The following is a 25626-nucleotide window of genomic DNA, read 5'->3' as shown; positions in this document are numbered from 1 at the left end:
CACCCACCCAGGACTCTTGGTCTAGACCAAGAGTCGCGTTGCCTACGGTTCGAAGGGTTGACCGCATGTCCCCCACCACAGCCACGACCCGGAACAACACCCGCATCCGCCCCCGCACCCGCGCAGGCCGCACCGCGGCCCTGCTGGCCGGGGCCTCCTCGCTGCTCGCCCTGGGCGTGGTCGGTGCGGCCACCGCGCCGGCCGCCGCCGCGCCGAGCGGGGCGCAGGCCACCGGCCAGGCCACCTGGTACAACACCGGCCTCGGCGCCTGCGGTTGGTCCAACAACGACGGCGAGCTGGTCGTGGCGATCTCGACCGCGCTGTACGGCAACTACCCCAACCCCAACAACTCGCCCCAGTGCGGACGGCAGATCCGCGTCAACGGACCGCTCGGCTCGGTCACCGTGAAGGTCGTGGACAAGTGCATCGGCTGCGCCACGAACGACGTGGACCTCAGCCCCGCCGCGTTCTCCCGCATCGGCGACCTCAACGCTGGCCGGATCAACGTGAGCTGGGACTGGGTCTGATCGCAGGGATCACAGGGATCGCGAGGCGCACAAGGACGGGGCCGGGGCCGGGCGTACGCGCTCCGGCCCCGGCCCTGTCAGCGGCCTGGCATCGTCAACGGCACATCACCAGATGATGGCGTCGTCCAACGACTGCTGCCAGTAGGTGACCTTGAGGGAGCTGTCGACGTACACACCCTTGGCGGGCAGCGCGGGCTTGGCCCCCTTGCCGTCGTCCTCGCTGCCCGGGCGGCTCTGGAAGTAGACGTTCAGGGACTTCGCCGTATAGCCGTTCTTGCCGCTGCCGTCGGCGGCGGACAGGTTCACCGAGGCATAGCCGGACTCACCGGGCTCAAGGGTCACGACGGCCTGCGGCTTCGACTCCTTGATGACCGGCGGTACGGACTGGGCCTCACCGAACTGAACGGCCGGGTAGCCGTACAGGAAGCAGGTCTTCTTGCCCGTATTCGTGACCGTGAGGAGCAGGTGGTTCAGCGGCCGGCTCAGCGGAGTCGCGACGGTCTTGGTGACGGAGCCCTCACAGGTGACCGTGGCGGCAGCGGCAGAGGCCTTCGCGGACACGGCCTTCGGGGCGCCCTCGTCGGCCATGCCCGTTCCCGCGCTGAACGCGGTCACGGAGAGCGCGGCGAGCGCGACGCCCGCGGCGGTGGTAAGGAAACGGGTGCGGGAGTTCCGGATACTGGACATGCGGTAGCGCCCCTTGGATGTACGGGTGGGTGTGCTGCTTGGATGACTGCAGCTTGCGCGGTCATCCGTCCCAGCCGCCACGCATGGCACGGAGTTCGGGACGCTGGAATGCTGGAACGGGCTCTGACCAGGGGAAACGGAGTGACCCTGGAACGCGGGAATGGGACGCGGGGGAGATGACAGAACCGGGGAGACGGGTGGGACGGGTGCCGGGAACAACAGGGGCAGGGGCGGCGGACGAGTTCGCGGCGCGGCTGCGGGAGTTGAAGGACCGCTCCGGGCTGAGCTACGGGGCGCTGGCCAAGCGGCTGCACATGAGTACGTCGACGCTGCACCGCTACTGCAACGGCACCGCGGTGCCGGGCGACTACGCGCCGGTCGAGCGCCTCGCACGGGTGTGCCGGGCGACGCCGCAGGAGCTGGTGGAGCTGCACCGGCACTGGATCCTGGCGGACGCGGCACGCAAGGGCAGGCCGGACCGGACCGCGCCGGCCGGGGCGAGGAACGCGGGCGGCAGCACCGCGGATCCCGCCCCGGAGAAGGGTCCGCAGACGGAACCGGAGAGGGGTTCGGCGTCGGACCCGGCCCCGGCGGCGGGATCGGCCCCGGCGGCCGGGTCGGCCGGGGCGGCATCTGAAAGGGGTACGCCGGAGACGGTGGCCGCCGGTTCGGCGGCGGACTCGGCGGCCTCCACGGCCCCTGCGGACTCGGCCGACGCGACGTCACTCCAGGGCCAGGGCCAGGGCCACGGCCACGGCCGACACGGTGAGCCGTCCGGGGTCGGCCCCGCCGGGGTCGGCACCGTGCGCGGTGAGCCCGCCGGTGGTGGCCCGGTCGGCGCCGATTCGGGTGGTGGGGCGTCAAAGCACGGACAGGGCACGGACGGTGAGCCGGTGCTCGTCGACGGGCCGCGCGAGCCCGCGCCGCCGCGGCGGCGCCGTACCGCGCTGGTTGCCTCCCTCGTCGTGGCCGCGGTGGTCGGAGCCGTGGCGCTCGCCTTCATCCTGCCCTCCGGCGGGGGCGAGAGGCACGCGAGCGACCAGGAGACACCCGCCGGCGAGGTGAGCAAGGGCGTGGCGGCCACCGTGGATCCCTCGGCGAAGGACTCCGCCTCCCCTTCCCCGAGCGGTACGAGCCACAAGCCGTCCCCCTCCCCCAGCGAGTCCGCCAGGACCTCACCCAGCACCTCGAAGGACCCCGGCGGACAAGGCGGCGGCAAGCCGGGCGGAGCCGGGGCCGGCGGTGACAGCACCGCCGCACCGCTGAACGTCGCCGTCCGCCCGTACTACTACGACAGCCCGTGCAGCCAGCATTTCCTCGTGGACAAGGAACCCGAGCAGGTCGGCCCGCCCGCGGACGAGCAGACCGCGCTGCGTTGGGCCGACGCCTACGGCGCGGTCTCCTCGGGGGAACAGTGGGTCGCCCTGACCATTCAGGGCACCGGACAGGAGACGGTCGTCCTGGAGTCGCTGCACGTACGCGTCGTCTCCAAGCGCGCCCCGCTCGCCTGGAACGACTACGCGATGGGGAACGGCTGCGGCGGTGGCGTCGAGACCAAGTCGTTCAGCGTCGACCTCGACCAGGGCAGCCCCACGGTCGTCCCCAAGAGCGGCCAGCGCGATTTCCCGTACAAGGTCAGCGAGACGGACCCGGAGGTCTTCTACATCACCGCGGGCGTCCAGGCGCACGACGTCCGCTGGGACCTCAGCCTGGAGTGGTCCAGCGGCGACCGCCGCGGCACGGTGCAGATCAACAACGACGGCACCCCGTTCCGCACGAGCGCCGGCGTCGGCCGGCCGGAGTACGTCTATCCGCTGGGCGGCAGCGAGTGGATCAAGCCGGAGTACTGACCCCGCCCGCGCGCCGATCCGCGCCGACGGTCCCGACAGGAATGCCGGGCCCATCGGCGCGGAAGCGGCCCATGACGGGTCCTCACGACCCCTGGCCGGCGGCCGGCGGCGTCGGCGTCAGTCCTGGACTACGACGTTCGTGCCGGGGCCACCGGAGAGGGTGTCCTTGCCGGGGCCGCCGTACAGCTTGTCGTTGCCGCTGTTCCCGTAGATCGTGTCGTCGCCCTCGTCTCCGTACAGGACGTCGTCGCCCTTGCCTCCGTAGATGAAGTCGTTGCCGGCTCCGCCATGGATGATGTCGTCGCCGTCGCCGCCGGTCAGGCTCTGCCCTTCCGCGCCGCCGTGGATCTCGTCGTCACCGGCCCCGCCGTCGACGTCGCCCTTCGAGTTGATGGTGTCGTCGCCGTCGCCGCCCTGTGCGATGGTGCCTTCGCCTGCGTGGATCGTGTCGTCGCCCTCGTCGCCGAGCACCACCGTGTGCGCCCCCACGGTGAGGGTGTCGTCGCCCGTCCCGCCCCGGACCCCGTTGCCCAGGACGTCGCCCGATTCCGTGAGGGTGTCGTTGCCGGCGCCCAGGTCGATCGAGGCGAAGTAGTACGTCTGGTCGGTCTTGTTGTTGTACGTGACGACATCGTCGCGGTCACCGAGGGACATCTGGAGGGTGGCGTACGGGTCCTGGCTCTCCAGCCTGGCCACCGTGCAGGAGACCTTCGTGCGGTCCTGGGCGCTCGGGTACGAGCAGCCGCTGCCCGCGCTGATCGTGACGACGTCGTCGATGACGTACGTGATGTCGTCACCGCTCCGGGAGGCGGTGACGGCCACCTTGTTGGTCTGCTGCGCGGCGGCGGTGTAGGCGATCGCGTGACCGTCGAGCGCGGCGGTGGCCGACGGCGCGGCGGCACCGGCCGTACCGGCCAGCAGCAGCGGAGCGGCCAGCCCCGCGCCGAGAGCCAGTGCCGCCGAGGCGGCGCGTGAGATCCGGCCGGTGAGCATACGAGAGGGCATTGCATAACCTCCATAAGGAATATGTGGTCCCAACAACCATGTGGGACGGAGGAGTTATGCGCCGGGTTGCCTTCCCGTTCCGGTCGGATCACGTCGCCACCGGGGCGGCCAGGGCGCCACCGACGGCGGTGACCTGCGCCTTCGGGGCGGGCGAACAGAATTCGTGGAGATATTTCTTCAGGCGCGATTAAACTGGAATTCACCTCACGTCCGGCACATAATTTCCCTCCCTGTTTCATTCGGAGCTCTTCACCCGGAGTTCTTCATGTACGCCGCCAGCTTGCCGATGAGTCGGGCCGCGTCGTCCAGAGTGCGGGCCGTCTCGCCCAGTTCACCGGCCAGCAGCTCCTCCACATGACCGTCCTGCGGCTCCGCGTCGGACCACGGGCCGGGAACGGTCGTACCCCGGTATCCGGTGGGCTCGCCCCCGGCGGAGGTGCGGTAGCCCGTGAAGTCCGCGGCATCGGGGGTCGGGTGCGTGGTGGTCTCGCCCGCGAGGAATTCGACCCGCGAGAGCTGCGTCTCGTCGCCGCCCGCGTTACGGCTGATGGTGAGGCGGTAGCGGGTGTACGGCGTGGTGTTGGTGAAGTGGTACTCGTTCGTCCGGTAGCGCCCCAGGAAACGCTCGCCGCGGCGGGAGTCCAGGTCCGTCCAGGTGTGTCCGTCGTACGAACCGGCCAGCTCCCAGTCCTGCGGGTCCCGCTCCGGGGCGTCGTTCGCCGAGGTCAGCCGGTAGGCCGAGACCGCGGCCGGCGTGTCGAGAACGAATTCGAGATCGGCGGTCTCCTCGTGCGCCAGCCACTTGCTGCGGCCCCCGCGGAGCAGATTCTCCGCGACCTCGCCTGCCCGGTGGAACTCCTCGCTCGCCCGTACGTCGGTGACCGTACCCGTGACGTCGCGCAGCTCTCCGGTGGTGACCGTCTCCGGGGCGGGGGCCGCGGAACTCAGCGTGATGGAGGCGGTGTTGCCGAGCCTGTCCGTCCAGGACACGCGCTCCGGGAGAGCCCCGCCCGCGTCGAGCAGCAACCTCAGCTCACCGGACGGGGACCAGCTCTCGCCCTGCGCCTCCTCGGTCGAGAAGAGATGGAGCGGGGTACCGGCCGTGCCCTCGGGATAGGCGGAGCGCTCCATGAGTGTGCCGCGGTACTCGGCCGGCACCCCGTCGGCGGCCCGCCAGTGCCCCTGGAACCCCGACAGGTCGGTGCGGAGCCCGATCGCCGCCTCCGAGCCGTCGGCGCCGCGCCAGGCGAGATGCGCGGGGACGGCCCGCTCGCCGCCGTCGATGTGGAACAGGAGCCGGGGAGCGGGCTGCCACGCGACGGCGCCGCGGGCGCGGCGCTCGGTGCTGAACGCGAGGACCGAGCGGCCGGCCGACCTGGCCGCCAGCGCCCGCCCGGCCCGGCCGCTGTCGTGCGCCGGGTCCACGGTGACGGCACGCAGCCGGAGCAGCCCCTGCGCTGCCTGCGGGTTGTGTATCTCCAGGATGTTGTCGCCGGGCACCAGCAGATCGCCCGGCGCGGTGAGCACGGTCTCCTGGGGCGCGCCGCGTCCGGGCCCCGCCGGAGCGGCCGACCGGTCGCCGGACGCCTCGCCGCCGAGCAACCCGTCGTTGGGTACCTCGCCGTTGAGCACCTCGCCGGTGAGCGCCCTGCCGCTGAGTACCTTGCCGTTGAGCCGGACGTCCATCGGCGCGTCGCCGCCGAGCGTGGTGACCGTCACGACGGCCTCGGCGATGTCCTCCCGCTCGTCCACCGTGAAGTCCAGCTTGATGTACCCGCCACCGCCCAGCGCGAGATGCGAGGAGGCGATCCCGCACCGGTGGTGACCGATGACTGCGTTCGACAGCCTGGCCGGGCGGGCGGAGAAATCAGCGAAAACCGGGTCCATGCGCGTTCCTGACGTCGTGCGGTTCCGGCCCGTACGACACACGGGCGGCGGCATTTCCAGAACCGTACCCGGGCCCACTGACAACAGCCCCGGACGCCAACTCGGCTGCCCTCAGAAGGACTTGCCCCTAGGAGAACTTCCCTAGGGGGTACGCGAAAGGCGAACGCGAAGGGTGTACGCGGATCCCTGGGCAAGGGAAAGGGCCCGTACGACCGAAGTCGTACGGGCCCTTCCCTAGGTTGCTCCGAGGAGCCACCAGGCCGGACCGGACCGCGAGGTCCGATCAGATCGACAATTACTTGTTGATCTTGGTGACCTGGCCGGCGCCGACGGTCCGGCCACCCTCACGGATGGCGAACTTGAGGCCCTCCTCCATGGCGACGGGCTGGATCAGCTCGACCGTCATGACGGTGTTGTCGCCCGGCATGACCATCTCGGTGCCCTCGGGGAGGGTCACGACGCCGGTCACGTCCGTGGTACGGAAGTAGAACTGCGGGCGGTAGTTGTTGAAGAAGGGGGTGTGACGGCCACCCTCGTCCTTCGACAGGATGTAGGCCTGGGCCTCGAAGCTGGTGTGCGGCGTGACCGAACCCGGCTTGATGATGACCTGGCCGCGCTCGACGTCCTCGCGCTTGATGCCACGGAGGAGCAGACCGACGTTCTCACCGGCCTGGCCCTCGTCGAGCAGCTTGCGGAACATCTCGATGCCGGTGACCGTGGTGGTGGTCTTCTCGGTCTTGATACCGACGATGTCGACGGTCTCGTTGACCTTGAGGACACCACGCTCGATACGACCGGTGACGACGGTGCCACGACCGGTGATCGTGAAGACGTCCTCGATCGGCATCAGGAACGGCTTGTCGACGTCACGCTCGGGCTGCGGGATGGACTCGTCGACGGCCTTCATCAGGTCGAGGACGGTCTTGCCCCACTCGGCGTCGCCCTCAAGGGCCTTGAGCGCGGAGACCTTGACGACCGGCAGGTCGTCGCCCGGGAACTCGTACTCGGAGAGCAGCTCACGGACCTCGAGCTCGACGAGCTCAAGGATCTCCTCGTCGTCCACCATGTCGGCCTTGTTCAGCGCGACAACGATGTACGGCACGCCGACCTGGCGGGCCAGGAGCACGTGCTCCTTGGTCTGCGGCATCGGGCCGTCGGTGGCGGCGACCACGAGGATGGCGCCGTCCATCTGCGCCGCACCCGTGATCATGTTCTTGATGTAGTCCGCGTGACCGGGGCAGTCGACGTGCGCGTAGTGACGCGACTCCGTCTGGTACTCGACGTGCGCGATGGAGATCGTGATACCGCGCTGGCGCTCCTCAGGAGCCTTGTCGATCTGGTCGAAGGCCGAGGCCTCGTTCAGGTCCGGGTACGCGTCGTGCAGCACCTTGGTAATGGCGGCCGTGAGGGTCGTCTTACCGTGGTCGATGTGACCGATGGTGCCGATGTTGACGTGCGGCTTAGTCCGCTCGAACTTCGCCTTCGCCACTGGGGTCCTCCTGGAGTGGTTCTGTACGCCTTACTCATCGGCGCCAGGTGATCTTTGCTGGGATGCCGGGGCCCGGGGCTCCCCCTCCGTACTCAGCGGTACGGCGGGGAGGCCCCAGGGCTTGCCGGTGACAAGCCTAAAGCGTCAACTCGGTCGAGTTACTCGCCCTTGGCCTTCGCGATGATCTCCTCGGCGACGTTCCGGGGAACCTCGGCGTAGGAGTCGAACTGCATCGAGTAGCTTGCGCGACCCGAGGTCTTGCTGCGGAGGTCTCCGACGTAGCCGAACATCTCCGAAAGCGGCACCAGACCCTTGACGACCTTGGCGTTCGCCCGGTCCTCCATGGACTGGATCTGCCCACGGCGGGAGTTGATGTCGCCGATCACATCACCCATGTAGTCCTCGGGCGTGGTGACCTCGACGGACATCATCGGCTCAAGGAGTACGGGAGACGCCTTGCGGGCGGCTTCCTTGAACGCCTGCGAACCGGCGATCTTGAAGGCCAGCTCGGAGGAGTCGACCTCGTGGTAGCCACCGTCGAGGAGCGTGAGGCGCACGCCGGTCATCTCGTAACCGGCCAGGATGCCGAACTGCATGGCCTCCTGAGCACCGGCGTCCACCGAAGGGATGTACTCCTTCGGGATACGCCCACCGGTGACCTTGTTCACGAACTCGTACGGAACGTCGCCGTCCGTGATGGGCTCGATCATGATCTGCACCTTGGCGAACTGCCCGGTGCCACCGGTCTGCTTCTTGTGCGTGTAGTCCACGCGCTCGACGGTCTTGCGGATCGTCTCACGGTAGGCGACCTGCGGCTTGCCGACATTCGCCTCGACGCGGAACTCGCGCCGCATGCGGTCGACCAGCACCTCAAGGTGGAGCTCGCCCATACCGCCGATGACGGTCTGGCCGGTCTCCTCGTTGCTGTGCACCTGGAAGGAGGGGTCCTCCTCCGCGAGCCGCTGGATGGCCACACCCAGCTTCTCCTGGTCACCCTTGGACTTGGGCTCGATCGCGACCTCGATCACCGGCGCCGGGAAGTCCATGGACTCCAGGATCACCGGGCTCTTCTCGTCGCACAGCGTCTCACCGGTGGTGGTCTGCTTCAGGCCCATGACGGCGACGATGTCGCCGGCGCCCACCGACTCGATCTCCTCACGCTTGTTCGCGTGCATGCGGTAGATCTTGCCGATGCGCTCCTTGCGGCCCTTCACCGAGTTCAGCACCGCGGTGCCGGACTCCAGCTTGCCGGAGTACACACGGACGAAGGTGAGCTTGCCGAGGTGCGGGTCGCTCATGATCTTGAACGCCAGCGCCGACAGCGGCTCGTCCACGGAGGGCTTGCGCGCGACGACCTTCTCCGGGTCCTTCACGTCGTGGCCCTCGATGGCCTCGACGTCCAGGGGGGTCGGGAGGTAGCGCACGACCGCGTCGAGCAGGGGCTGGACGCCCTTGTTCTTGAACGCGGTGCCGCAGAAGACCGGGGTGATGGTGGTGCCGTCGGACTTGCCGGAGGCGATGGTGATACGACGGATCGCCGCGTAGAGCTGCTCCACGGTGGGCTCGACGCCCTCCAGGTACAGCTCCATCAGCTCGTCGTCGTTCTCCGAGACGACCTCGAGCAGCTTGCCGCGCCACTCCTCGGCCGCCTCGGTGTGCGTCGCGGGGATGTCGACGATGTCGTACATCTCGCCCTTGGCGGCCTCGGCGGACCAGACAAAGGCCTTCATCGTCACGAGGTCGACGACGCCCTTGAAGTCCATCTCGGCACCGATCGGAAGCTGCATGACGATCGGGACCGCGCCCAGGCGGTCCTCGATCATCTCGACGCAGCGGTGGAACTCCGCGCCGGTCCGGTCGAGCTTGTTGACGAAGCAGATACGCGGCACGCCGTAGCGGTCCGCCTGGCGCCAAACGGTCTCGGACTGCGGTTCCACACCGGCGACACCGTCGAACACGGTGACGGCACCGTCGAGGACGCGGAGCGAACGCTCCACCTCGACCGTGAAGTCCACGTGACCCGGGGTGTCGATGATGTTGATGGTGTGGTCGACGTCGTCGAGCGGCCAGTGACAGGTCGTCGCGGCGGACGTGATGGTGATGCCGCGCTCCTGCTCCTGCTCCATCCAGTCCATCGTGGCAGCGCCGTCGTGGACCTCACCGATCTTGTAGCTCACACCGGTGTAGAACAGGATGCGCTCGGTGGTCGTCGTCTTGCCCGCGTCGATGTGGGCCATGATCCCGATGTTGCGGACCTTGGCCAGGTCAAGCGAAGTGGTGGCCATAAGGCTCAGTCTTCTCTCGGTCTCGATGTGGGTGCGACTACCAGCGGTAGTGCGCGAAGGCCTTGTTGGACTCGGCCATCTTGTGCGTGTCCTCACGCTTCTTGACCGAGGCGCCGAGACCGTTGGAGGCGTCGAGCAGCTCGTTCATGAGGCGTTCGGTCATCGTCTTCTCGCGACGGGCGCGGGAGTAACCCACGACCCAGCGCAGGGCGAGGGTGGCGGCGCGACCGGGCTTGACCTCGATCGGCACCTGGTAGGTGGCGCCACCGACACGGCGGGACTTGACCTCAAGCGTGGGCTTGACGTTCTCAAGCGCGCGCTTCAGCGTGATGACCGGGTCGTTGCCGGTCTTCTCGCGGAGGCCTTCCATGGCGCCGTACACGATCCGCTCGGCAGTGGAACGCTTGCCGTTGAGCAGAAGCTTGTTGATCAGCGACGTGACAAGAGGAGAACCGTAGACCGGGTCGATGATGACCGGGCGCTTCGGGGCGGGGCCCTTACGAGGCATTCTTACTTCTCCTTCTTGGCGCCGTAGCGGCTGCGGGCCTGCTTGCGGTTCTTGACACCCTGGGTGTCGAGGGAACCGCGGATGATCTTGTACCGAACACCCGGCAGGTCCTTCACACGGCCACCACGCACGAGCACGATCGAGTGCTCCTGCAGGTTGTGTCCCTCACCCGGAATGTAGGCCGTGACCTCGATGCCGGAGGTCAGACGCACACGCGCGACCTTACGGAGCGCCGAGTTCGGCTTCTTCGGGGTGGTCGTGAAGACACGCGTGCAGACGCCACGGCGCTGAGGGGATCCCTCAAGAGCGGGCGTCTTGTTCTTCTCGACCTTGTCCTGCCGGCCCTTCCGGACCAGCTGCTGGATCGTAGGCACTACTTCTCCGGTTTCTGTGTGCCGTCAGTGGAACTAACCTGGAACACCACCGACCCACGCGGTCGGGTGTGTCGAATACTGCAAAGCCCTCGCCGAGAGCGAGGAAGGCGCAGATTGCGGTGGCCCGTACTCGAACTCCTCGTGCGGCTGAGGACACGCACAGGAGCCCAGGCACACCCCAGGCACAAGGTCTGAGCGTACCTACCTCATCGACTCCGGTCAAAACAAATGCCGTGCGCTCAGACACGCCGGGCGCGCCATGAGAACAAGCTTCCTTCTCTGTTTCCCTGTTTACCCCTGACACCTCCCCTGTTTCCCCGCGACACCCCGCTTTGGACGCGCCTCAGTCACACTCAGTACCTTGTCCGTCACCAGGCGATCGGGGGACTCCATGACGGCATCAGAGCCGCCGGAGGGTACGGGGCTGGACGACCAGGTGCCGTTTCTGGCCAGGCTGGAACGCGAGGACCGAACGGCACTGCTGGCACTCGGCACACCTCTCCGTTTCATCCCGCGTATCCCGCTGATCCAGCAGAACGAGCCTTCCGCCCATGTGCTGCTCATCCTGCGCGGCTGGACGAAGGTGACGGCCTCCGCCGCCAATGGGTACGAGGCGCTGCTCGCCCTCCGTGGTCCGGGCGACATCGTCGGGGAGTCCGCCGCGCTCACCGGTCGGTCGAGGGCGGCGACCGTCACCGCGCTGGAACCGGTGGAGGCCGTCGCGGTGGAGCACGACCGTTTCCGGGACCATCTCGCGCGTTCGCCGCAGCTCGCGCTGAAGCTGCTGGCCCTCACCGCCGACCGCACCCGGGCCGCCGACCGGCGGCGGCTGGAATTCGCCTCTATGAGCGTGCGGGAACGGTTCGCCGTGCTGCTGCTCGATCTGGCGCGCAGCCACGGCAGGCGCACGGACGAGGGCATCGAGTTGTCCGTGCCACTGAGCAAACAGGAGCTGGCGGGGGCGGTCGGTGCTTCCCGGGAAATGGTGCAGCGGGAACTCAAGGACCTGCGGGAGCGGCGGGCAGTGGTCACCGGACGGCGAACGCTCCTGATCCTGCGGCCCGAGGTACTGCGACGGATCGCGCACGGCCATCAGTGAGCGCCCGCACAGTGAGCACCCGCGTCACACAGTGACCCTGGGCCCGTATGGCCATGAGTGAGCACTCATGTCACTTCAGTGACTCTGTGCATACCGTCACACTTCTTCTGCGTCATCCGTCCTCACCGCCAGAAGCGCTCCACCGCCACTCTGCTCTCGGCATCGCCACACAGGACCACCCGAAGCCGTACGCCGGAGCGCACCGAGAGGCACGCATGACCGACCCCGTGAGCCGCACGATTCTGCTGCTCGACATCGAGAAGTTCAGCGATCGCGACGATGTGGAGCAGACCTATCTGCGCCGCATGCTCTACGACATCACCGACCGGGTCCTCGATGCGGCCGGCATCGACGAACCGCGACGGCGACGCGATGACCGAGGTGACGCGGTGACGGAGGTGATCGACGCCAACGCGTCGGTGGCCCGGTTGCTGAGGTCCCTCCTGACCGAACTGCCGATGCACCTGAAGGCAACCAACCGGATGGCGTCGAGCTCCGCGCAGATCCGGCTGCGGACGGTCCTCGCGACCGGGTACGTGGCACTCGACGCGCATAACGTCTGGGTCGGCTCCGACCTCAACCACGCCTACCGGCTGCTCGACGCGAATGTGTTACGTGAGGCGCTGCGCGAGCGGTCCGACGACTTCGTGCTCTGTGTCTCGGAGCAGGTGCACGCCGGGATCGTGCGCCACGACCACGCCGGTATCCCGGCGGCGGACTTCCACCCCGTCACCGTGGACAGCAAGAACGGGCCACTGCCGGCCTGGCTGCACGGCCCGGTGCCGAAGGGGAAGGCCGGCGCTCCGGCCGAGGCCGGAGCGGGCACCGCGGGTTCCGGCGCCGGGACGGCGGACCCACGGCCGGCGGCCGCCCCCGGCCTGCCCGGCGCGCAGTTCGGTGGCGGTCTGGTCGCGGGCGACAACCACGGGATCTCGGCCGGGCAGATCACCGGTGACATCCATTTCGGCGGAAACAGCAGCGGCAACAGCGGCGGCCGGGGTGAACGCGCGTGAGTGCTCAGGAGCCGGAGGCCACGGGGCCCCAGGACCCGGCCACGGGCGAGAAGCCCACCGACCCGGCCGCCACGGGCCCGGAGGACCAGGAGAAGGCCGCAGAGGAGCCCGACCAGCCGCAGGAGGCCTGGGCGGCCAGGCGGGACCTGTACGACCACACGCCCCGGAGCATGCGGTTCGGCCCGGACGCCCGGTTCGGCGGCGGGCTGATAGGCGCGGACAACCACGGTGTCAGCGCGGGCCGGATCGCCGGCGACGTGATCATGGGCAGCAAGACCGAGGTCTTCTACCAGTTCGGTGGCGGCACGGCACACTCCTCCGGAGAGGTGCCCCCGGCCACCCTGGAACGCCTTGCCGGTTGCTTCGTCGCCGACGAGACCGCGTTCGCCGCGCTGACCGAACGGTTACGCACCGAGCGCGTCCTTGTGCTCTCGGGGCCGCACTTCACCGGGCGGCGCACCGCGGCCCTGATGCTGCTGCACCGTCTGGGCGCCGCACCGGTGCGCGCGCTGGACCGGACGACCAGGCCCAGCGCGCTCGCCGAGCAGCTGGGCGATGGCGGGCATGTGCTCTGCGACCTGATCACCGAGCGCGAGCGGCCGCTGCGCGAGGCCGACCTGCTGGCCGTCCGGGACCGGCTGACCAAGCAAGACGGCGCGTATCTGGTGGTGACCGTGGGGCCCCGCGCCGCGTTGGAGGACATCCCGGTCACCACCTGGCGGCCGCCCACGCCCGCCGCGGTGCTGGAGGCGCACCTCAGAGTTCGGGCCCCCGCCGAGGACATACCGAAACTCCTGTCGCTGCCCGCCGTGGCCGAGTTCCTGAAACGGGGCCACCAGTTACGTGAGGCGGCCCGCTACGCGGAGGTACTTGCCCGGTACGCGACAAGGCAGGCCGATGAACAGGAGATCGAGCGGTTCTCCCTGGCCGCCCTCGAAAGCCAGGTCCAGGAGTGGTTCGAGGAGGACGAGGCCACTCTGCACCTGCGGGACAAGGCGTTCCTGGTCGCCCTCGCCGCCTTCGACGGCGGCTCGTACGCGCTGACCGCCGAGCTGAGTGATCTGCTCTACGGCTTTCTGCAGAAAACCGAGAACTCCTACCTGCCGTCCGCCGTCCCGGTGTTCGGCACCCATATCGGCAAGCGGCTCCAACTGGCGAGGGCCATTCGGTACCCGGAGGAGGAGCACACCGAGTGGGGTCCGGTGATCCAGCTCAAGGCCCGCTTCCAGGACGACCGGGCCGCCCTGGTGCTGCTGCGTGAGGTGTGGACCGGCCATCCGTCCGCCCGGCCCGCGCTGGTCGACTGGCTGCAGCGGCTCGCGGGCGACGGCCGCCCGCTGGTGCGCACCCGAGCGGCCGCCGCCGTCGCCGTCCTCGCCCACACCGACCTGCCCTCCGCGATGGCCCTGGTCATCGAGCCATGGGCGACCTCCACGCGCTTCCGGCACCGCCTCGTCGCCGTCAACTCCCTGGTCCTCACGCATCTGCTCGAAACGCCGAATGTGCCGCGCATCATCGACTCCTGGTGTGTCAGCGACGACGAGCGGCTGTGCTGGGTGGCAATCCGGGCACACGGTCTGATCGGCCCCGAGCGGCCGGTGGAGGCGCTCGCGGCGCTGCGCGGCGCGGCCCGGCGCCAGCAGGGCAAGGACGAGCCCGACGAACTGCTGCTCGCCGAACTCGCCCAGTCCACAGAGCTGTTGCTGCTCTCCCCGGTCGGCGACCACGTTCTCGCCGAACTGCTCAGAACCCTGCGCGACGACCGGGCCGTCCTCGACCTCGCGCTCAACGGTTTCGTCGGCGCCTGCAAGCGGACCGCGCAGGACGAGCCGTACGGACGCCCCCTGGTCCTGGACTGGTACGCGCAGGCCACCACCGAGCGGCCCGAGGCCGCCCGGGCCATCGCCGAGCTGTGGCGGGCCGCACTGGGCGACCGCGGGCACACCGGCCCCGCGCTCGATGTCCTGCGCCGCTGGGTACTTGCCGCAGACCGCGATCCCGCGGCCGAGCGGGCACTCGCCGCGCTGCTGCCCGCGCTGGTCACCTCCGCGCCGGAGCACCGGCGCCTCGACCATCTGCTGCGCACCATGCCCGGCGAGGACGGAGCTCCCCCGCCGCCCGCGGCCGGCCGCCTGCTGACCGTCCTGCCGCCTCGCTGAACCCGTACCTCTCAAGGAGATCCACACCATGGCCGACTTACGCCGACCGCCCGAGTGGGAGCAGCCAGCCGACCGTCACACGGAGTTGATCGACCCCGTGATCACCGTACGGCAGCTCTCACGATTCGAGTTCGCCCGCAAGCTGCTCACCCGGATCGACCACGCCCTGGTTTTCTCGACCCCCAAGGGCTCGTACGACACCTACCTGCCGCCGCTGCGCCCGACCCGCGCGGAGGCCGCGTCCAGGCGGTACACCTCGGTGTACGAAGTCGACATGGGCGTCCATCCCGTGCGGGCGGAACTCACTCTGCCCAGCGACAACGACGCCTTCGAGTTCGGGGTGATCGTCGATCTGTCGTGGCAGGTCGACGATCCCGCACGCTTCGTGGCCGGCGGCCACCGGGATGTCCCGCGGCTGCTGCTCGGCGAGCTGGAGCAGGCGGCCCGCCCGGTGGCCCGGCGCTTCGCCATCGCCGACAGCGCGGCGGCCGAGCAGGAGATGCTGCGCGCGGTGGCCGCGTGGGGCCCGCTCGGCTCCGTTGCCGGCCTCAGAGTGTCGTGGACCGCGCGGCTGCGCCGGGACCAAGAGAACATCGACCACCAGCTGCGGATGCAGGCCATCCACCACAGCGCGGCCGAGCAGATCCTCGCGCAGCAACGCGGTATGGACGTCGACATGGAACTGGACCGGCGTAACCGCCAACAGGACGCGCTCCAGGTGGGCCGCGCCTTGGACTACGGGCGGCAGCAGCAGGACCTGGTCCTCCAGCAGCAGCAGTGGCAGCACGAGCACGCCATGCTGCAGGCCCGCCAGCAGGTGGAGATGCAGAAACTCGAGGCGGAGAAGGTCGCCTTCTACCAGTGGCATCTGGAGCAGGGCGGGGTGCACGCCTGGGCCCTGCACCTTGCGCAGCACCCCGAGGATTCCCAGCTGGTCATGAACAGCATGCGTGAGGACCAGCTCCGGCTCATTCAAGCCCAGATAGACCTCGCCAACCAGCTGATCGGCGGCGACAGCGCGGAGGACTACGAGCTGGAGGCACCCAAGCAGCTCGCGCTGCGCACCGTGAGCAACATCCTCAACCAGCACCTGCCGGGGGTGCCTCAGCAGGGATACACCACCCCGCAACTCCCGCCCTATCCAGGGCAGGCGCAGCCCGGCACAGCCACAGGACAGGAGCCCGCGCACAGGCCGGCCCCGCACGGGACACCGCCCCTGCCACCCCGGTCCCCGGAGCCGGGCACACCGCCACCGCCGGACTTCCCGCCCTCGGACGCGCACGCGCAGGCCGGCGCCACCTCGGCACAGCCCGTACCGGAACCCGCACCGCCCGCGCAGGACGCCGTCCCCGGCCCGCCGCAGTCGCCTGTGCCCGGCGGCCTGTACGCCCACCCGGCGGCTCGGCAAGCGGCCCCGTACACCGCCCCGATGCCCCAGCAGCCCTCTCCCTACGGCGCTCCCCTGCCCCAACGGCCCACCGCGGCCGGCACCTTCGAGGGCTGGCAACCGCCACCCGGGTATGGCAGCCCGCCCGTCGTACCGGCCCCGGGCGCACCGCCGCCCGACTCCGCCACCCCCGCTCCCCCCGCACCGCGGCAGCCCTCCGCCGAAGCCGCGGTGGAAGGGCGCGGCGACGCGTCCGAGAGCGGCGCCCAGTGACCGTGTCCGCCCGCTGACGTCCCTACCACCCCACGCTCGCGCTCACCGATAAGGATGACCATGTCCCAGCCGCCCGAACCCCAGTACCCGGGCACCCCTCCCCAGCCGCCCCCCTACCCCGGAGGCCACGCTCAGCCGCCCCCGCCGCCCCCGTACCCCACGTCGCCACCCCTTCCCCAGCCTCCGCACGCTCCGGACGATCTCGACTACCAGACCGGCCGCGGGAAGCGGGCATACTACAAGGCGCACCAGCGCGGCGCCGACGCCACCGCTCTGGGGCAGCTCGCGCTGTATCTGCCCGGGTTCCTGATGAGCCTTTTGATGGTGTTACTGGTGACCGGAATCCTGGAGGCCGTGGTGGGCCTGCCTTACTGGATTCCGACTCTGGCCTGGATCGTCTCGGGCGCCCTGGTCTTCCACCGGCCGGCCGAGGACTGCTTCGCCCGGTATCTGCTGAAGCTGCGGCGCCCGATGCCTCAGGAGGCGGCCCGGCTGCAGCCGGTGTGGCAGGAGGTCACCGCCCGCGCGGGGGTCGACGGCCACCGCTACGAGCTGTGGATCGAGAACAGCCAGGACCTCAACGCGTACGCCGCGGCGGGGCATATCGTCGGCGTCACCCGGTTCGCCCTGGAGAGGCTGCCGAGCGCCCAGCTCGCCGCCGTGCTCGCCCATGAACTCGGCCACCACACGGGCGGGCACGCCTGGACGTCCCTGCTCGGATACTGGTATTCACTGCCCGGCCGGGTGGCGTGGCGGGTGATCAACTGGGTCGTGGTCTTCACGGTCACGATCACCAGCTATGTCTCCTACCTGGCCACGGCCGTGCTGATCCTGGTGATCGGTATTCTCACCCTGGCCACGATCACCGTGCTGTACGGGCTGCCGCTCGTGCTGCTCGCCGTCCCCTATCTGATAGCCGCCGTCGGCCGCCGCGCCGAGCTGAAGGCCGACGAGTACGCCGCGGTACACGGCTTCGCGCCGAAGCTCGCGGAGGTCCTGCACACCATGCACGGCATGGAGCTCCAGACCCAGCACTACGCCGCTGCCGCCGGGAAGCCGCTCGCCGATCCCGGCACCCTGGCCAAGCTGCTCGCCACCCACCCGGACTACCCGACCCGGCTGCTGAGGCTGCAGCCGTATCTCCGGGCTCCGCGCTGAAAGACGCCGCCGCGAGACGCCGAAGGGCGCCCCACCCCGTACGTGACGGAGTGGGGCGCCCTTCAGCAGACGTACGCCTTACTGGTTGTACGGACCGTAGTCGTAGTCCTCCAGCGGAACGGCCTGGCCGGAGCCCGTGCCGAACGGCGAGTAGTCGATGTCGTCGTAGCCGACGGCCGAGTACATCGCGGCCTTGGCCTCCTCGGTCGGCTCGACCCGGATGTTGCGGTAGCGGGAGAGACCCGTACCGGCCGGGATGAGCTTACCGATGATGACGTTCTCCTTGAGGCCGATCAGGGAGTCCGACTTGGCGTTGATCGCCGCGTCGGTCAGGACCCTGGTCGTCTCCTGGAAGGACGCCGCCGACAGCCACGACTCGGTGGCCAGCGACGCCTTGGTGATACCCATGAGCTGCGGACGGCCGGAGGCCGGGTGGCCGCCTTCCGTGACCACACGGCGGTTCTCGGTCTCGAACCTCGACCGCTCCACCAGCTCGCCGGGCAGCAGCTCCGCGTCACCCGACTCGATGATCGTCACACGGCGCAGCATCTGCCGGATGATGATCTCGATGTGCTTGTCGTGGATCGACACACCCTGCGAGTTGTAGACCTTCTGGACCTCGCCGACCAGGTGGACCTGGACCGCGCGCTGACCGAGGATCCGCAGCACGTCGTGCGGGTTGGTGGCGCCGACGGTGAGCTTCTGGCCCACCTGGACGTGGTCGCCCTCGCCCACGAGCAGACGGGCACGCTTCGAGATCGGGAACGGCGTCTCGTCGCTGCCGTCGTCCGGGGTGACGACGAGCTTCTTGGTCTTCTCGGTCTCCTCGATACGGACGCGGCCTGCCGCCTCCGAGATCGGGGCGACACCCTTGGGCGTACGGGCCTCGAAGAGCTCGACGACTCGGGGCAGACCCTGCGTGATGTCGTCACCGGCCACACCACCGGTGTGGAAGGTACGCATCGTGAGCTGGGTACCGGGCTCACCGATGGACTGGGCGGCGATGATGCCGACCGCCTCACCGATGTCGACCAGCTTGCCGGTGGCCAGCGAGCGGCCGTAGCAGAAGGCACAGGTGCCGACCGCGGACTCGCAGGTCAGGACCGAGCGGGTCTTGACCTCCTCGACCCCGGCGGCCACGACGGCGTCGATCAGGACATCGCCCAGGTCGACGTTGGCCGGCGCGATGACCTTGCCGTCGACGACGACGTCCTCGGCGAGCATCCGCGCGTACACGGACGTCTCGACGTCCTCCGCCTTGCGCAGCACACCGTCGGCGCCGCGCTCGGCGATCCGCAGCTTCAGGCCGCGGTCGGTGCCGCAGTCCTCCTCGCGGATGATGACGTCCTGCGAGACGTCCACCAGACGACGGGTCAGGTAACCCGAGTCGGCGGTACGCAGGGCGGTGTCGGCCAGACCCTTACGGGCACCGTGCGTGGAGATGAAGTACTCCAGCACGGACAGGCCTTCACGGAAGGACGCCTTGATGGGACGCGGGATCGTCTCGTTCTTGGCGTTGGACACCAGACCACGCATACCGGCGATCTGACGCATCTGCATCATGTTTCCACGAGCACCCGAGTTGACCATCATGAAGATGGGGTTGGTCTTCGGGAAGTTCGCGTTCATCGCCTCGGCGACCTCGTTGGTCGCCTTGGTCCAGATCGCGATGAGCTCCTGGGTGCGCTCGTCCTTGGTGATCAGACCGCGCTCGTACTGCTTCTGGACCTTCTCGTCCTGCGCCTCGTAACCCTGGACGATCGCCTTCTTCGCCTCGGGCACGACGACGTCGGAGATGGCGACGGTGACGCCGGAGCGGGTCGCCCAGAAGAAGCCGGCCGCCTTCAGGTTGTCGAGCGTCGCCGCCACGATGACCTTGGGGTAGCGCTCGGCGAGGTCGTTGACGATCTCGGAGAGCTGCTTCTTGCCAACCGAGTAGTCGACGAACGGGTAGTCCTCGGGCAGCAGCTCGTTGAAGAGCGCGCGGCCCAGGGTCGTCCGCAGCCGGAACGGGTCGCCCTGCTGCCACGGCACCGCGGTGCCGTCGGTGTCGGCCTCCTCGGAGACCGGCGGGGTCCAGCCGCGCGGCGGGATGGTGCCCACCGGGAAGCGGATGTCGACCTTGGCCTGGAGCGACAGCTCCCGGTTGTCGAACGCCATGGTGGCCTCGGCGGTGGAGCCGAAGGAGCGGCCCTCGCCCTTGACGGTGCGCTCTTCCTCGTCGGTGGTGAGGAAGAAGAGGCCGAGCACCATGTCCTGGGTGGGCATGGTGACCGGACGGCCGTCGGCCGGCTTGAGGATGTTGTTCGAGGACAGCATCAGGATGCGGGCCTCGGCCTGCGCCTCCGCGGAGAGCGGCAGGTGGACGGCCATCTGGTCACCGTCGAAGTCCGCGTTGAACGCGGTGCAGACGAGCGGGTGGATCTGGATGGCCTTGCCCTCGACGAGCTGCGGCTCGAACGCCTGGATGCCCAGACGGTGCAGGGTGGGCGCACGGTTCAGCAGCACCGGGTGCTCGGCGATGACCTCTTCGAGCACGTCGTACACGACCGTACGGCCGCGCTCGACCATGCGCTTCGCCGACTTGATGTTCTGCGCGTGGTTCAGGTCCACCAGGCGCTTCATCACGAACGGCTTGAAGAGCTCCAGCGCCATGGCCTTCGGCAGACCGCACTGGTGCAGCTTGAGCTGCGGGCCGACGACGATCACGGAACGGGCCGAGTAGTCGACACGCTTGCCGAGCAGGTTCTGACGGAAACGGCCCTGCTTGCCCTTGAGCATGTCGCTCAGGGACTTCAGCGGGCGGTTGCCAGGACCGGTGACCGGACGGCCGCGGCGGCCGTTGTCGAACAGCGCGTCGACGGCCTCCTGGAGCATCCGCTTCTCGTTGTTCACGATGATCTCGGGGGCACCGAGGTCGAGAAGACGCTTGAGGCGGTTGTTCCGGTTGATCACACGGCGGTACAGGTCGTTCAGGTCGGAGGTCGCGAAGCGGCCACCGTCGAGCTGCACCATCGGACGCAGGTCCGGCGGGATCACCGGCACGCAGTCCAGCACCATGCCCTTGGGGCTGTTGCTGGTCTGGAGGAACGCGGAGACGACCTTGAGGCGCTTGAGCGCACGGGTCTTCTTCTGCCCCTTGCCGGTACGGATGATCTCGCGGAGGCGCTCGGCCTCCTCGTCCAGGTCGAAGGACTCCAGGCGCTTCTGCAGCGCGGCGGCGCCCATCGAGCCGTCGAAGTAGGTACCGAAGCGGTCGCGCAGCTCGCGGTAGAGCAGCTCGTCGCCCTCCAGGTCCTGGACCTTGAGGTTCTTGAAGCGGTTCCACACCTCGTCGAGACGGTCGATCTCGCGCTGCGCGCGGTCCCGGAGCTGCTTCATCTCCCGCTCGGCGCCTTCGCGCACCTTGCGGCGCACGTCGGCCTTGGCGCCCTCGGCCTCCAGCTCGGCCAGGTCGGTCTCAAGCTTCTTGGCGCGGGCTTCGAGGTCGGAGTCGCGGCGGTTCTCGGTCTGCTGGCGCTCGACGGAGACATGCGCCTCCAGCGACGGCAGATCGCGCGTACGGCGCTCCTCGTCCACGAACGTGATCATGTACGCGGCGAAGTAGATGACCTTTTCGAGGTCCTTCGGCGCGAGGTCGAGCAGGTACCCGAGGCGCGAGGGCACGCCCTTGAAGTACCAGATGTGGGTGACGGGCGCGGCCAGCTCAATGTGGCCCATCCGCTCACGGCGCACCTTGGCGCGCGTGACTTCCACGCCACAGCGCTCACAGATGATGCCCTTGAAGCGGACACGCTTGTACTTGCCGCAGTAGCACTCCCAGTCCCGGGTCGGACCGAAGATCTTCTCGCAGAAGAGTCCGTCCTTCTCGGGCTTGAGCGTGCGGTAGTTGATGGTCTCCGGCTTCTTCACTTCGCCGTGCGACCAGGTCCGGATGTCGTCCGCGGTGGCAAGGCCGATCCGCAGCTCGTCGAAGAAGTTGACGTCGAGCACTTGTCGTCAATCCCTCTTTCGGGGGTTCGAGCCCCTCGCGTGAGCGAGTTGATGGGGCACTTCAGCAATGGTCTGAACGGGTCCGGGGAGAGCCGGCCGGATCGGGGATCCGGCCGGCGAACCCGTCAGACCTCTTCGACGCTGCTCGGCTCGCGCCGGGACAGGTCGATACCGAGCTCCTCCGCCGCGCGGAAGACGTCCTCGTCCGTGTCTCGCATCTCGATGGACATGCCGTCCGAGGACAGCACCTCCACGTTGAGGCAGAGCGACTGCATTTCCTTGATGAGCACCTTGAAGGACTCGGGAATGCCGGGCTCGGGGATGTTCTCGCCCTTGACGATGGCCTCGTAGACCTTCACGCGGCCGGTCACGTCGTCGGACTTGATCGTCAGCAACTCCTGGAGGGCGTACGCGGCGCCGTAAGCCTCCAGCGCCCACACCTCCATCTCACCGAAGCGCTGACCACCGAACTGAGCCTTACCACCCAGCGGCTGCTGGGTGATCATCGAGTACGGGCCGGTCGAGCGGGCGTGCAGCTTGTCGTCGACCAGGTGGTGGAGCTTGAGGATGTACATGTACCCGATCGAGATCGGGTCGGGGAACGGCTCACCGGAGCGGCCGTCGAACATCCGGGCCTTACCGGAGCCCTTGACCATCCGCTCGCCGTCGCGGTTCGGGATGGTCGACTCGAAGAGGCCCGAGATCTCGTCCTCGCGGGCGCCGTCGAAGACCGGGGTGGCGACATTGGTGCCGGGCGCGACCTCGTCGGCGCCGATGGCCTTCAGCCGCTCCATCCACTCCTCGTTGCCCTCGACCTTCCATCCCTGGCTGGCGAGCCAGCCGAGGTGGATCTCCAGGACCTGTCCCGGGTTCATTCGGGACGGGACACCCAGCGGGTTGAGGATGATGTCGACCGGGGTGCCGTCCTCCAGGAACGGCATGTCCTCGATCGGCAGGATCTTCGAGATGACGCCCTTGTTGCCGTGACGGCCGGCGAGCTTGTCGCCGTCCGTGATCTTGCGCTTCTGGGCGACGTAGACGCGGACGAGCTGGTTGACGCCGGGCGGCAGCTCGTCGCCCTCCTCGCGGTCGAAGACGCGGACGCCGATGACCTTGCCGACCTCGCCGTGCGGCACCTTCAGCGAGGTGTCGCGGACCTCACGGGCCTTCTCGCCGAAGATCGCGCGGAGCAGGCGCTCCTCCGGGGTCAGCTCGGTCTCACCCTTGGGCGTGACCTTGCCGACCAGGATGTCCCCGGCGACGACCTCGGCACCGATACGGATGATGCCGCGCTCGTCGAGGTCCGCGAGGACCTCCTCGGAGACGTTCGGGATGTCCCGGGTGATCTCCTCGGGGCCGAGCTTGGTGTCCCGGGCGTCGACCTCGTGCTCCTCGATGTGGATCGAGGAGAGGACGTCGTCCTGGACCAGCCGCTGGCTGAGGATGATCGCGTCTTCGTAGTTGTGGCCCTCCCACGGCATGAACGCCACGAGGAGGTTCTTGCCGAGCGCCATCTCACCCTGCTGGGTGGCGGGCCCGTCGGCGAGGACCTGGCTCTCGACGACCCGGTCGCCCTCGTTGACGACAACCTTCTGGTTGACCGAGGTGCCCTGGTTCGAGCGGGAGAACTTGGCGATGCGGTACGTGGTGTACGTGCCGTCGTCGTTGGTGACGGTGATGTAGTCCGCGGAGACCTCCTGGACCACACCCGCCTTCTCCGCCTTGACGACGTCACCGGCGTCGACCGCGCAGCGGTACTCCATGCCGGTGCCGACGAGCGGCGCCTCGGACGTGATCAGGGGCACGGCCTGACGCATCATGTTCGCGCCCATGAGGGCACGGTTGGCGTCGTCGTGCTCCAGGAAGGGGATCATCGCGGTCGCGACCGACACCATCTGGCGCGGCGAGACGTCCATGTAGTCGACGTCGTCGCCGGGGATGTAGTCGATCTCGCCGCCACGGCGCCGGACGAGGACGCGCGGCTCGGTGAACCGCATCTCCTCGGAGAGCGTCGCGTTGGCCTGGGCGATGACGAAGCGGTCTTCCTCGTCGGCCGTCAGGTAGTCGACCTCGTCGGTGACGACACCGCCGACGACCTTGCGGTACGGGGTCTCGATGAAGCCGAACGCGTTGATCCGGCCGTACGAGGCGAGCGAGCCGATCAGACCGATGTTCGGGCCTTCCGGCGTCTCGATCGGGCACATGCGGCCGTAGTGCGAGGGGTGCACGTCACGGACCTCGAAGCCGGCCCGCTCACGGGAGAGACCACCCGGGCCGAGGGCGTTGAGACGACGCTTGTGCGTCAGCCCCGACAGCGGGTTGTTCTGGTCCATGAACTGGGACAGCTGGCTGGTGCCGAAGAACTCCTTGATGGAGGCGACGACCGGCCGGATGTTGATCAGGGTCTGCGGCGTGATCGCCTCGACGTCCTGGGTGGTCATGCGCTCGCGCACGACGCGCTCCATACGGGCGAGACCCGTACGGACCTGGTTCTGGATCAGCTCGCCGACGTTACGGATGCGGCGGTTGCCGAAGTGGTCGATGTCGTCGGTCTCGACCATGATCGAGCGACCGGACTCACCCATCGTCTCGGTCTCGCCCGCGTGCAGCTTGACCAGGTACTTGATGGTGGCGATGACATCGTCGGTGGTGAGCACGCCGGCGTCCAGCGGCTCGTTCGCACCGAGCTTCTTGTTGACCTTGTAGCGGCCGACCTTGGCGAGGTCGTAGCGCTTCGGGTTGAAGTAGAGGTTCTCCAGCAGCGTCTGGGCCGCCTCGCGCGTCGGGGGCTCGCCCGGACGCAGCTTGCGGTAGATGTCGAGCAGCGCGTCGTCCTGGCCCTGGGTGTGGTCCTTCTCCAGGGTGGCGCGCATGGACTCGTACTCGCCGAACTCCTCCAGGATCTGCTCGGTCGTCCAGCCGAGAGCCTTGAGGAGGACGGTCACGGACTGCTTGCGCTTGCGGTCGATACGGACACCGACCATGTCGCGCTTGTCGATCTCCATCTCCAGCCAGGCACCCCGGGACGGGATGATCTTGGCGGAGAAGATGTCCTTGTCGGACGTCTTGTCGATGGAGGAGTCGAAGTACACGCCCGGCGAGCGGACGAGCTGCGACACCACGACACGCTCGGTGCCGTTGATGACGAAGGTGCCCTTGTTGGTCATGAGCGGGAAGTCGCCCATGAAGACCGTCTGGGACTTGATCTCGCCGGTCTCGTTGTTGGTGAACTCGGCGGTCACGAAGAGCGGGGCGGCGAACGTGAAGTCGCGGTCCTTGCACTCGTCGATCGAATTCTTCGAGGGCTCGAAGCGGTGGTCGCGGAAGGTCAGCGACATCGACCCGGAGAAGTCCTCGATCGGGGAGATCTCCTCGAAGATCTCCTCCAGACCGGACTTCCTGGGGACGTCCTGCCCACTCTCGACAGCCGCCTCGACACGAGCCTTCCAGGCGGGGTTGCCGAGCAGCCAGTCAAAGCTCTCGGTCTGGAGCGCCAGGAGGTTCGGAACCTCAAGCGGCTCCTTGATCTTTGCAAAGGAGATGCGCAGCGGGGCAGTGCTTGCGCCGTTGTTCGTATTCGTGGTCGAGGCGTTGCGCGAGGCGGCCAAGAGGGGGTCCTTCCGAGGGCTCGGACTCACTACGCGCGTACCGGTGTCCCAAGCCGGACATCGAGAGAGAAAGCCCAGTTCAGAGCTGTTCAATCACCGATGCTCATGCGAGGGGGTGCCCCTGGTGACGGGCAGGGAGCAGCTAACAGGCAGCGCAAAGGGTCAGTGTAGCCACTTGGCACACTGATGTCCAGAGCCGGTTTTCCGACACCCTCGTTGTTCTCAACACCCTTGTCTCAACCGCTGCAAGCCTCGCGCCGTAGGCGCACACCATTACTGCCCTCTTCGTCACCGATCCATGCCTCGGATCCGGATCGATTGTGA

At 68.5% G+C, this 25626-nt stretch carries 16 protein-coding genes; 7 read left to right on the top strand and 9 right to left on the bottom strand.

What is annotated here, in order from left to right; genetic code table 11:
* The first annotated feature begins 65 nt into the window (after positions 1-65).
* A complete protein-coding gene (locus ACFTZC_RS11790) occupies positions 66-527 on the top strand; it encodes an RlpA-like double-psi beta-barrel domain-containing protein (RefSeq protein WP_382888654.1) in 462 nt (153 codons plus the stop codon).
* 105 nt (positions 528-632) lie between these two features.
* On the opposite strand, the gene ACFTZC_RS11785 is transcribed toward ACFTZC_RS11790, so the two are convergent.
* Positions 633-1214 carry a DUF4232 domain-containing protein gene (locus tag ACFTZC_RS11785; protein WP_382888653.1) on the bottom strand — a complete coding sequence of 194 codons (582 nt, stop codon included), beginning with the start codon at positions 1212-1214 and terminating at the stop codon, positions 633-635.
* 206 nt (positions 1215-1420) lie between these two features.
* Between ACFTZC_RS11785 and ACFTZC_RS11780 the strand changes: the two genes are divergently transcribed.
* Complete coding sequence (locus ACFTZC_RS11780) at positions 1421-3064, top strand: helix-turn-helix domain-containing protein (RefSeq protein ID WP_382888652.1); 1644 nt, start codon at positions 1421-1423, stop codon at positions 3062-3064.
* A gap of 117 nt (positions 3065-3181) precedes the next feature.
* On the opposite strand, the gene ACFTZC_RS11775 is transcribed toward ACFTZC_RS11780, so the two are convergent.
* The 6 genes from ACFTZC_RS11775 to rpsL all read right to left on the bottom strand — a co-directional run bounded on the left by ACFTZC_RS11775 (position 3182) and on the right by rpsL (position 10612).
* Positions 3182-4069: a calcium-binding protein gene (locus ACFTZC_RS11775; RefSeq protein ID WP_382888651.1), complete on the bottom strand. Its 888-nt coding sequence runs from the start codon at positions 4067-4069 to the stop codon at positions 3182-3184.
* A 249-nt stretch (positions 4070-4318) separates the two neighbouring features.
* On the bottom strand, positions 4319-5956 hold the full coding sequence (locus ACFTZC_RS11770; protein ID WP_382888649.1) for an alpha-1,2-mannosidase: 1638 nt from the start codon (positions 5954-5956) through the stop codon (positions 4319-4321).
* 295 nt (positions 5957-6251) lie between these two features.
* Complete coding sequence (gene tuf / locus ACFTZC_RS11765) at positions 6252-7445, bottom strand: elongation factor Tu (protein ID WP_129770864.1); 1194 nt, start codon at positions 7443-7445, stop codon at positions 6252-6254.
* Positions 7446-7603: 158 nt separating this feature from the next.
* A complete protein-coding gene (gene fusA, locus ACFTZC_RS11760) occupies positions 7604-9730 on the bottom strand; it encodes an elongation factor G (protein ID WP_382888647.1) in 2127 nt (708 codons plus the stop codon).
* Between the two features lie 37 nt (positions 9731-9767).
* Positions 9768-10238: a 30S ribosomal protein S7 gene (gene rpsG / locus ACFTZC_RS11755; protein WP_030351427.1), complete on the bottom strand. Its 471-nt coding sequence runs from the start codon at positions 10236-10238 to the stop codon at positions 9768-9770.
* A gap of 2 nt (positions 10239-10240) precedes the next feature.
* On the bottom strand, positions 10241-10612 hold the full coding sequence (gene rpsL / locus ACFTZC_RS11750) for a 30S ribosomal protein S12 (RefSeq protein WP_003948652.1): 372 nt from the start codon (positions 10610-10612) through the stop codon (positions 10241-10243).
* 391 nt (positions 10613-11003) lie between these two features.
* Here rpsL and ACFTZC_RS11745 point away from each other — a divergent pair, with 391 nt between their 5' ends.
* The 5 genes from ACFTZC_RS11745 to ACFTZC_RS11725 all read left to right on the top strand — a co-directional run bounded on the left by ACFTZC_RS11745 (position 11004) and on the right by ACFTZC_RS11725 (position 17701).
* On the top strand, positions 11004-11711 hold the full coding sequence (locus ACFTZC_RS11745) for a Crp/Fnr family transcriptional regulator (protein WP_382888645.1): 708 nt from the start codon (positions 11004-11006) through the stop codon (positions 11709-11711).
* Between the two features lie 227 nt (positions 11712-11938).
* Positions 11939-12724 carry a hypothetical protein gene (locus tag ACFTZC_RS11740; RefSeq protein ID WP_382888644.1) on the top strand — a complete coding sequence of 262 codons (786 nt, stop codon included), beginning with the start codon at positions 11939-11941 and terminating at the stop codon, positions 12722-12724.
* On the top strand, positions 12721-14883 hold the full coding sequence (locus ACFTZC_RS11735; RefSeq protein ID WP_382888643.1) for a hypothetical protein: 2163 nt from the start codon (positions 12721-12723) through the stop codon (positions 14881-14883). The genes ACFTZC_RS11740 and ACFTZC_RS11735 overlap by 4 nt, the downstream gene beginning before the upstream one ends.
* Before the next feature lie 28 nt (positions 14884-14911).
* On the top strand, positions 14912-16543 hold the full coding sequence (locus tag ACFTZC_RS11730; RefSeq protein ID WP_382888641.1) for a hypothetical protein: 1632 nt from the start codon (positions 14912-14914) through the stop codon (positions 16541-16543).
* A 60-nt stretch (positions 16544-16603) separates the two neighbouring features.
* Entirely contained in the window at positions 16604-17701 is a 1098-nt protein-coding gene (locus tag ACFTZC_RS11725) for a M48 family metalloprotease (RefSeq protein ID WP_382888640.1), read from the top strand.
* A 78-nt stretch (positions 17702-17779) separates the two neighbouring features.
* Here ACFTZC_RS11725 and ACFTZC_RS11720 read toward each other — a convergent pair whose 3' ends face one another.
* Together ACFTZC_RS11720 and rpoB are read right to left on the bottom strand one after the other, a co-directional pair.
* On the bottom strand, positions 17780-21694 hold the full coding sequence (locus tag ACFTZC_RS11720) for a DNA-directed RNA polymerase subunit beta' (RefSeq protein ID WP_382888639.1): 3915 nt from the start codon (positions 21692-21694) through the stop codon (positions 17780-17782).
* A 125-nt stretch (positions 21695-21819) separates the two neighbouring features.
* The gene (gene rpoB / locus ACFTZC_RS11715) at positions 21820-25302 is read right to left on the bottom strand and encodes a DNA-directed RNA polymerase subunit beta (protein ID WP_382888638.1); all 3483 of its coding nucleotides are present in this window, start codon (positions 25300-25302) and stop codon (positions 21820-21822) included.
* Positions 25303-25626 lie beyond the last annotated feature (324 nt).

The sequence above is a fragment of the Streptomyces sp. NPDC056987 genome (assembly GCF_042673865.1).
Lineage (GTDB): Bacteria > Actinomycetota > Actinomycetes > Streptomycetales > Streptomycetaceae > Streptomyces.
This window is presented reverse-complemented; position numbering and strand designations above follow the sequence as displayed.

Coding starts and splice junctions, on each gene's coding strand:
- ACFTZC_RS11790 (WP_382888654.1), top strand. CDS start 66: ATGTCCCCCACCACAGCCACGACCCGGAACAACACCCGCATCCGCCCC.
- ACFTZC_RS11785 (WP_382888653.1), bottom strand. CDS start 1,214: ATGTCCAGTATCCGGAACTCCCGCACCCGTTTCCTTACCACCGCCGCG.
- ACFTZC_RS11775 (WP_382888651.1), bottom strand. CDS start 4,069: ATGCCCTCTCGTATGCTCACCGGCCGGATCTCACGCGCCGCCTCGGCG.
- ACFTZC_RS11770 (WP_382888649.1), bottom strand. CDS start 5,956: ATGGACCCGGTTTTCGCTGATTTCTCCGCCCGCCCGGCCAGGCTGTCG.
- fusA (WP_382888647.1), bottom strand. CDS start 9,730: ATGGCCACCACTTCGCTTGACCTGGCCAAGGTCCGCAACATCGGGATC.
- rpsG (WP_030351427.1), bottom strand. CDS start 10,238: ATGCCTCGTAAGGGCCCCGCCCCGAAGCGCCCGGTCATCATCGACCCG.
- ACFTZC_RS11745 (WP_382888645.1), top strand. CDS start 11,004: ATGACGGCATCAGAGCCGCCGGAGGGTACGGGGCTGGACGACCAGGTG.
- ACFTZC_RS11730 (WP_382888641.1), top strand. CDS start 14,912: ATGGCCGACTTACGCCGACCGCCCGAGTGGGAGCAGCCAGCCGACCGT.
- ACFTZC_RS11725 (WP_382888640.1), top strand. CDS start 16,604: ATGTCCCAGCCGCCCGAACCCCAGTACCCGGGCACCCCTCCCCAGCCG.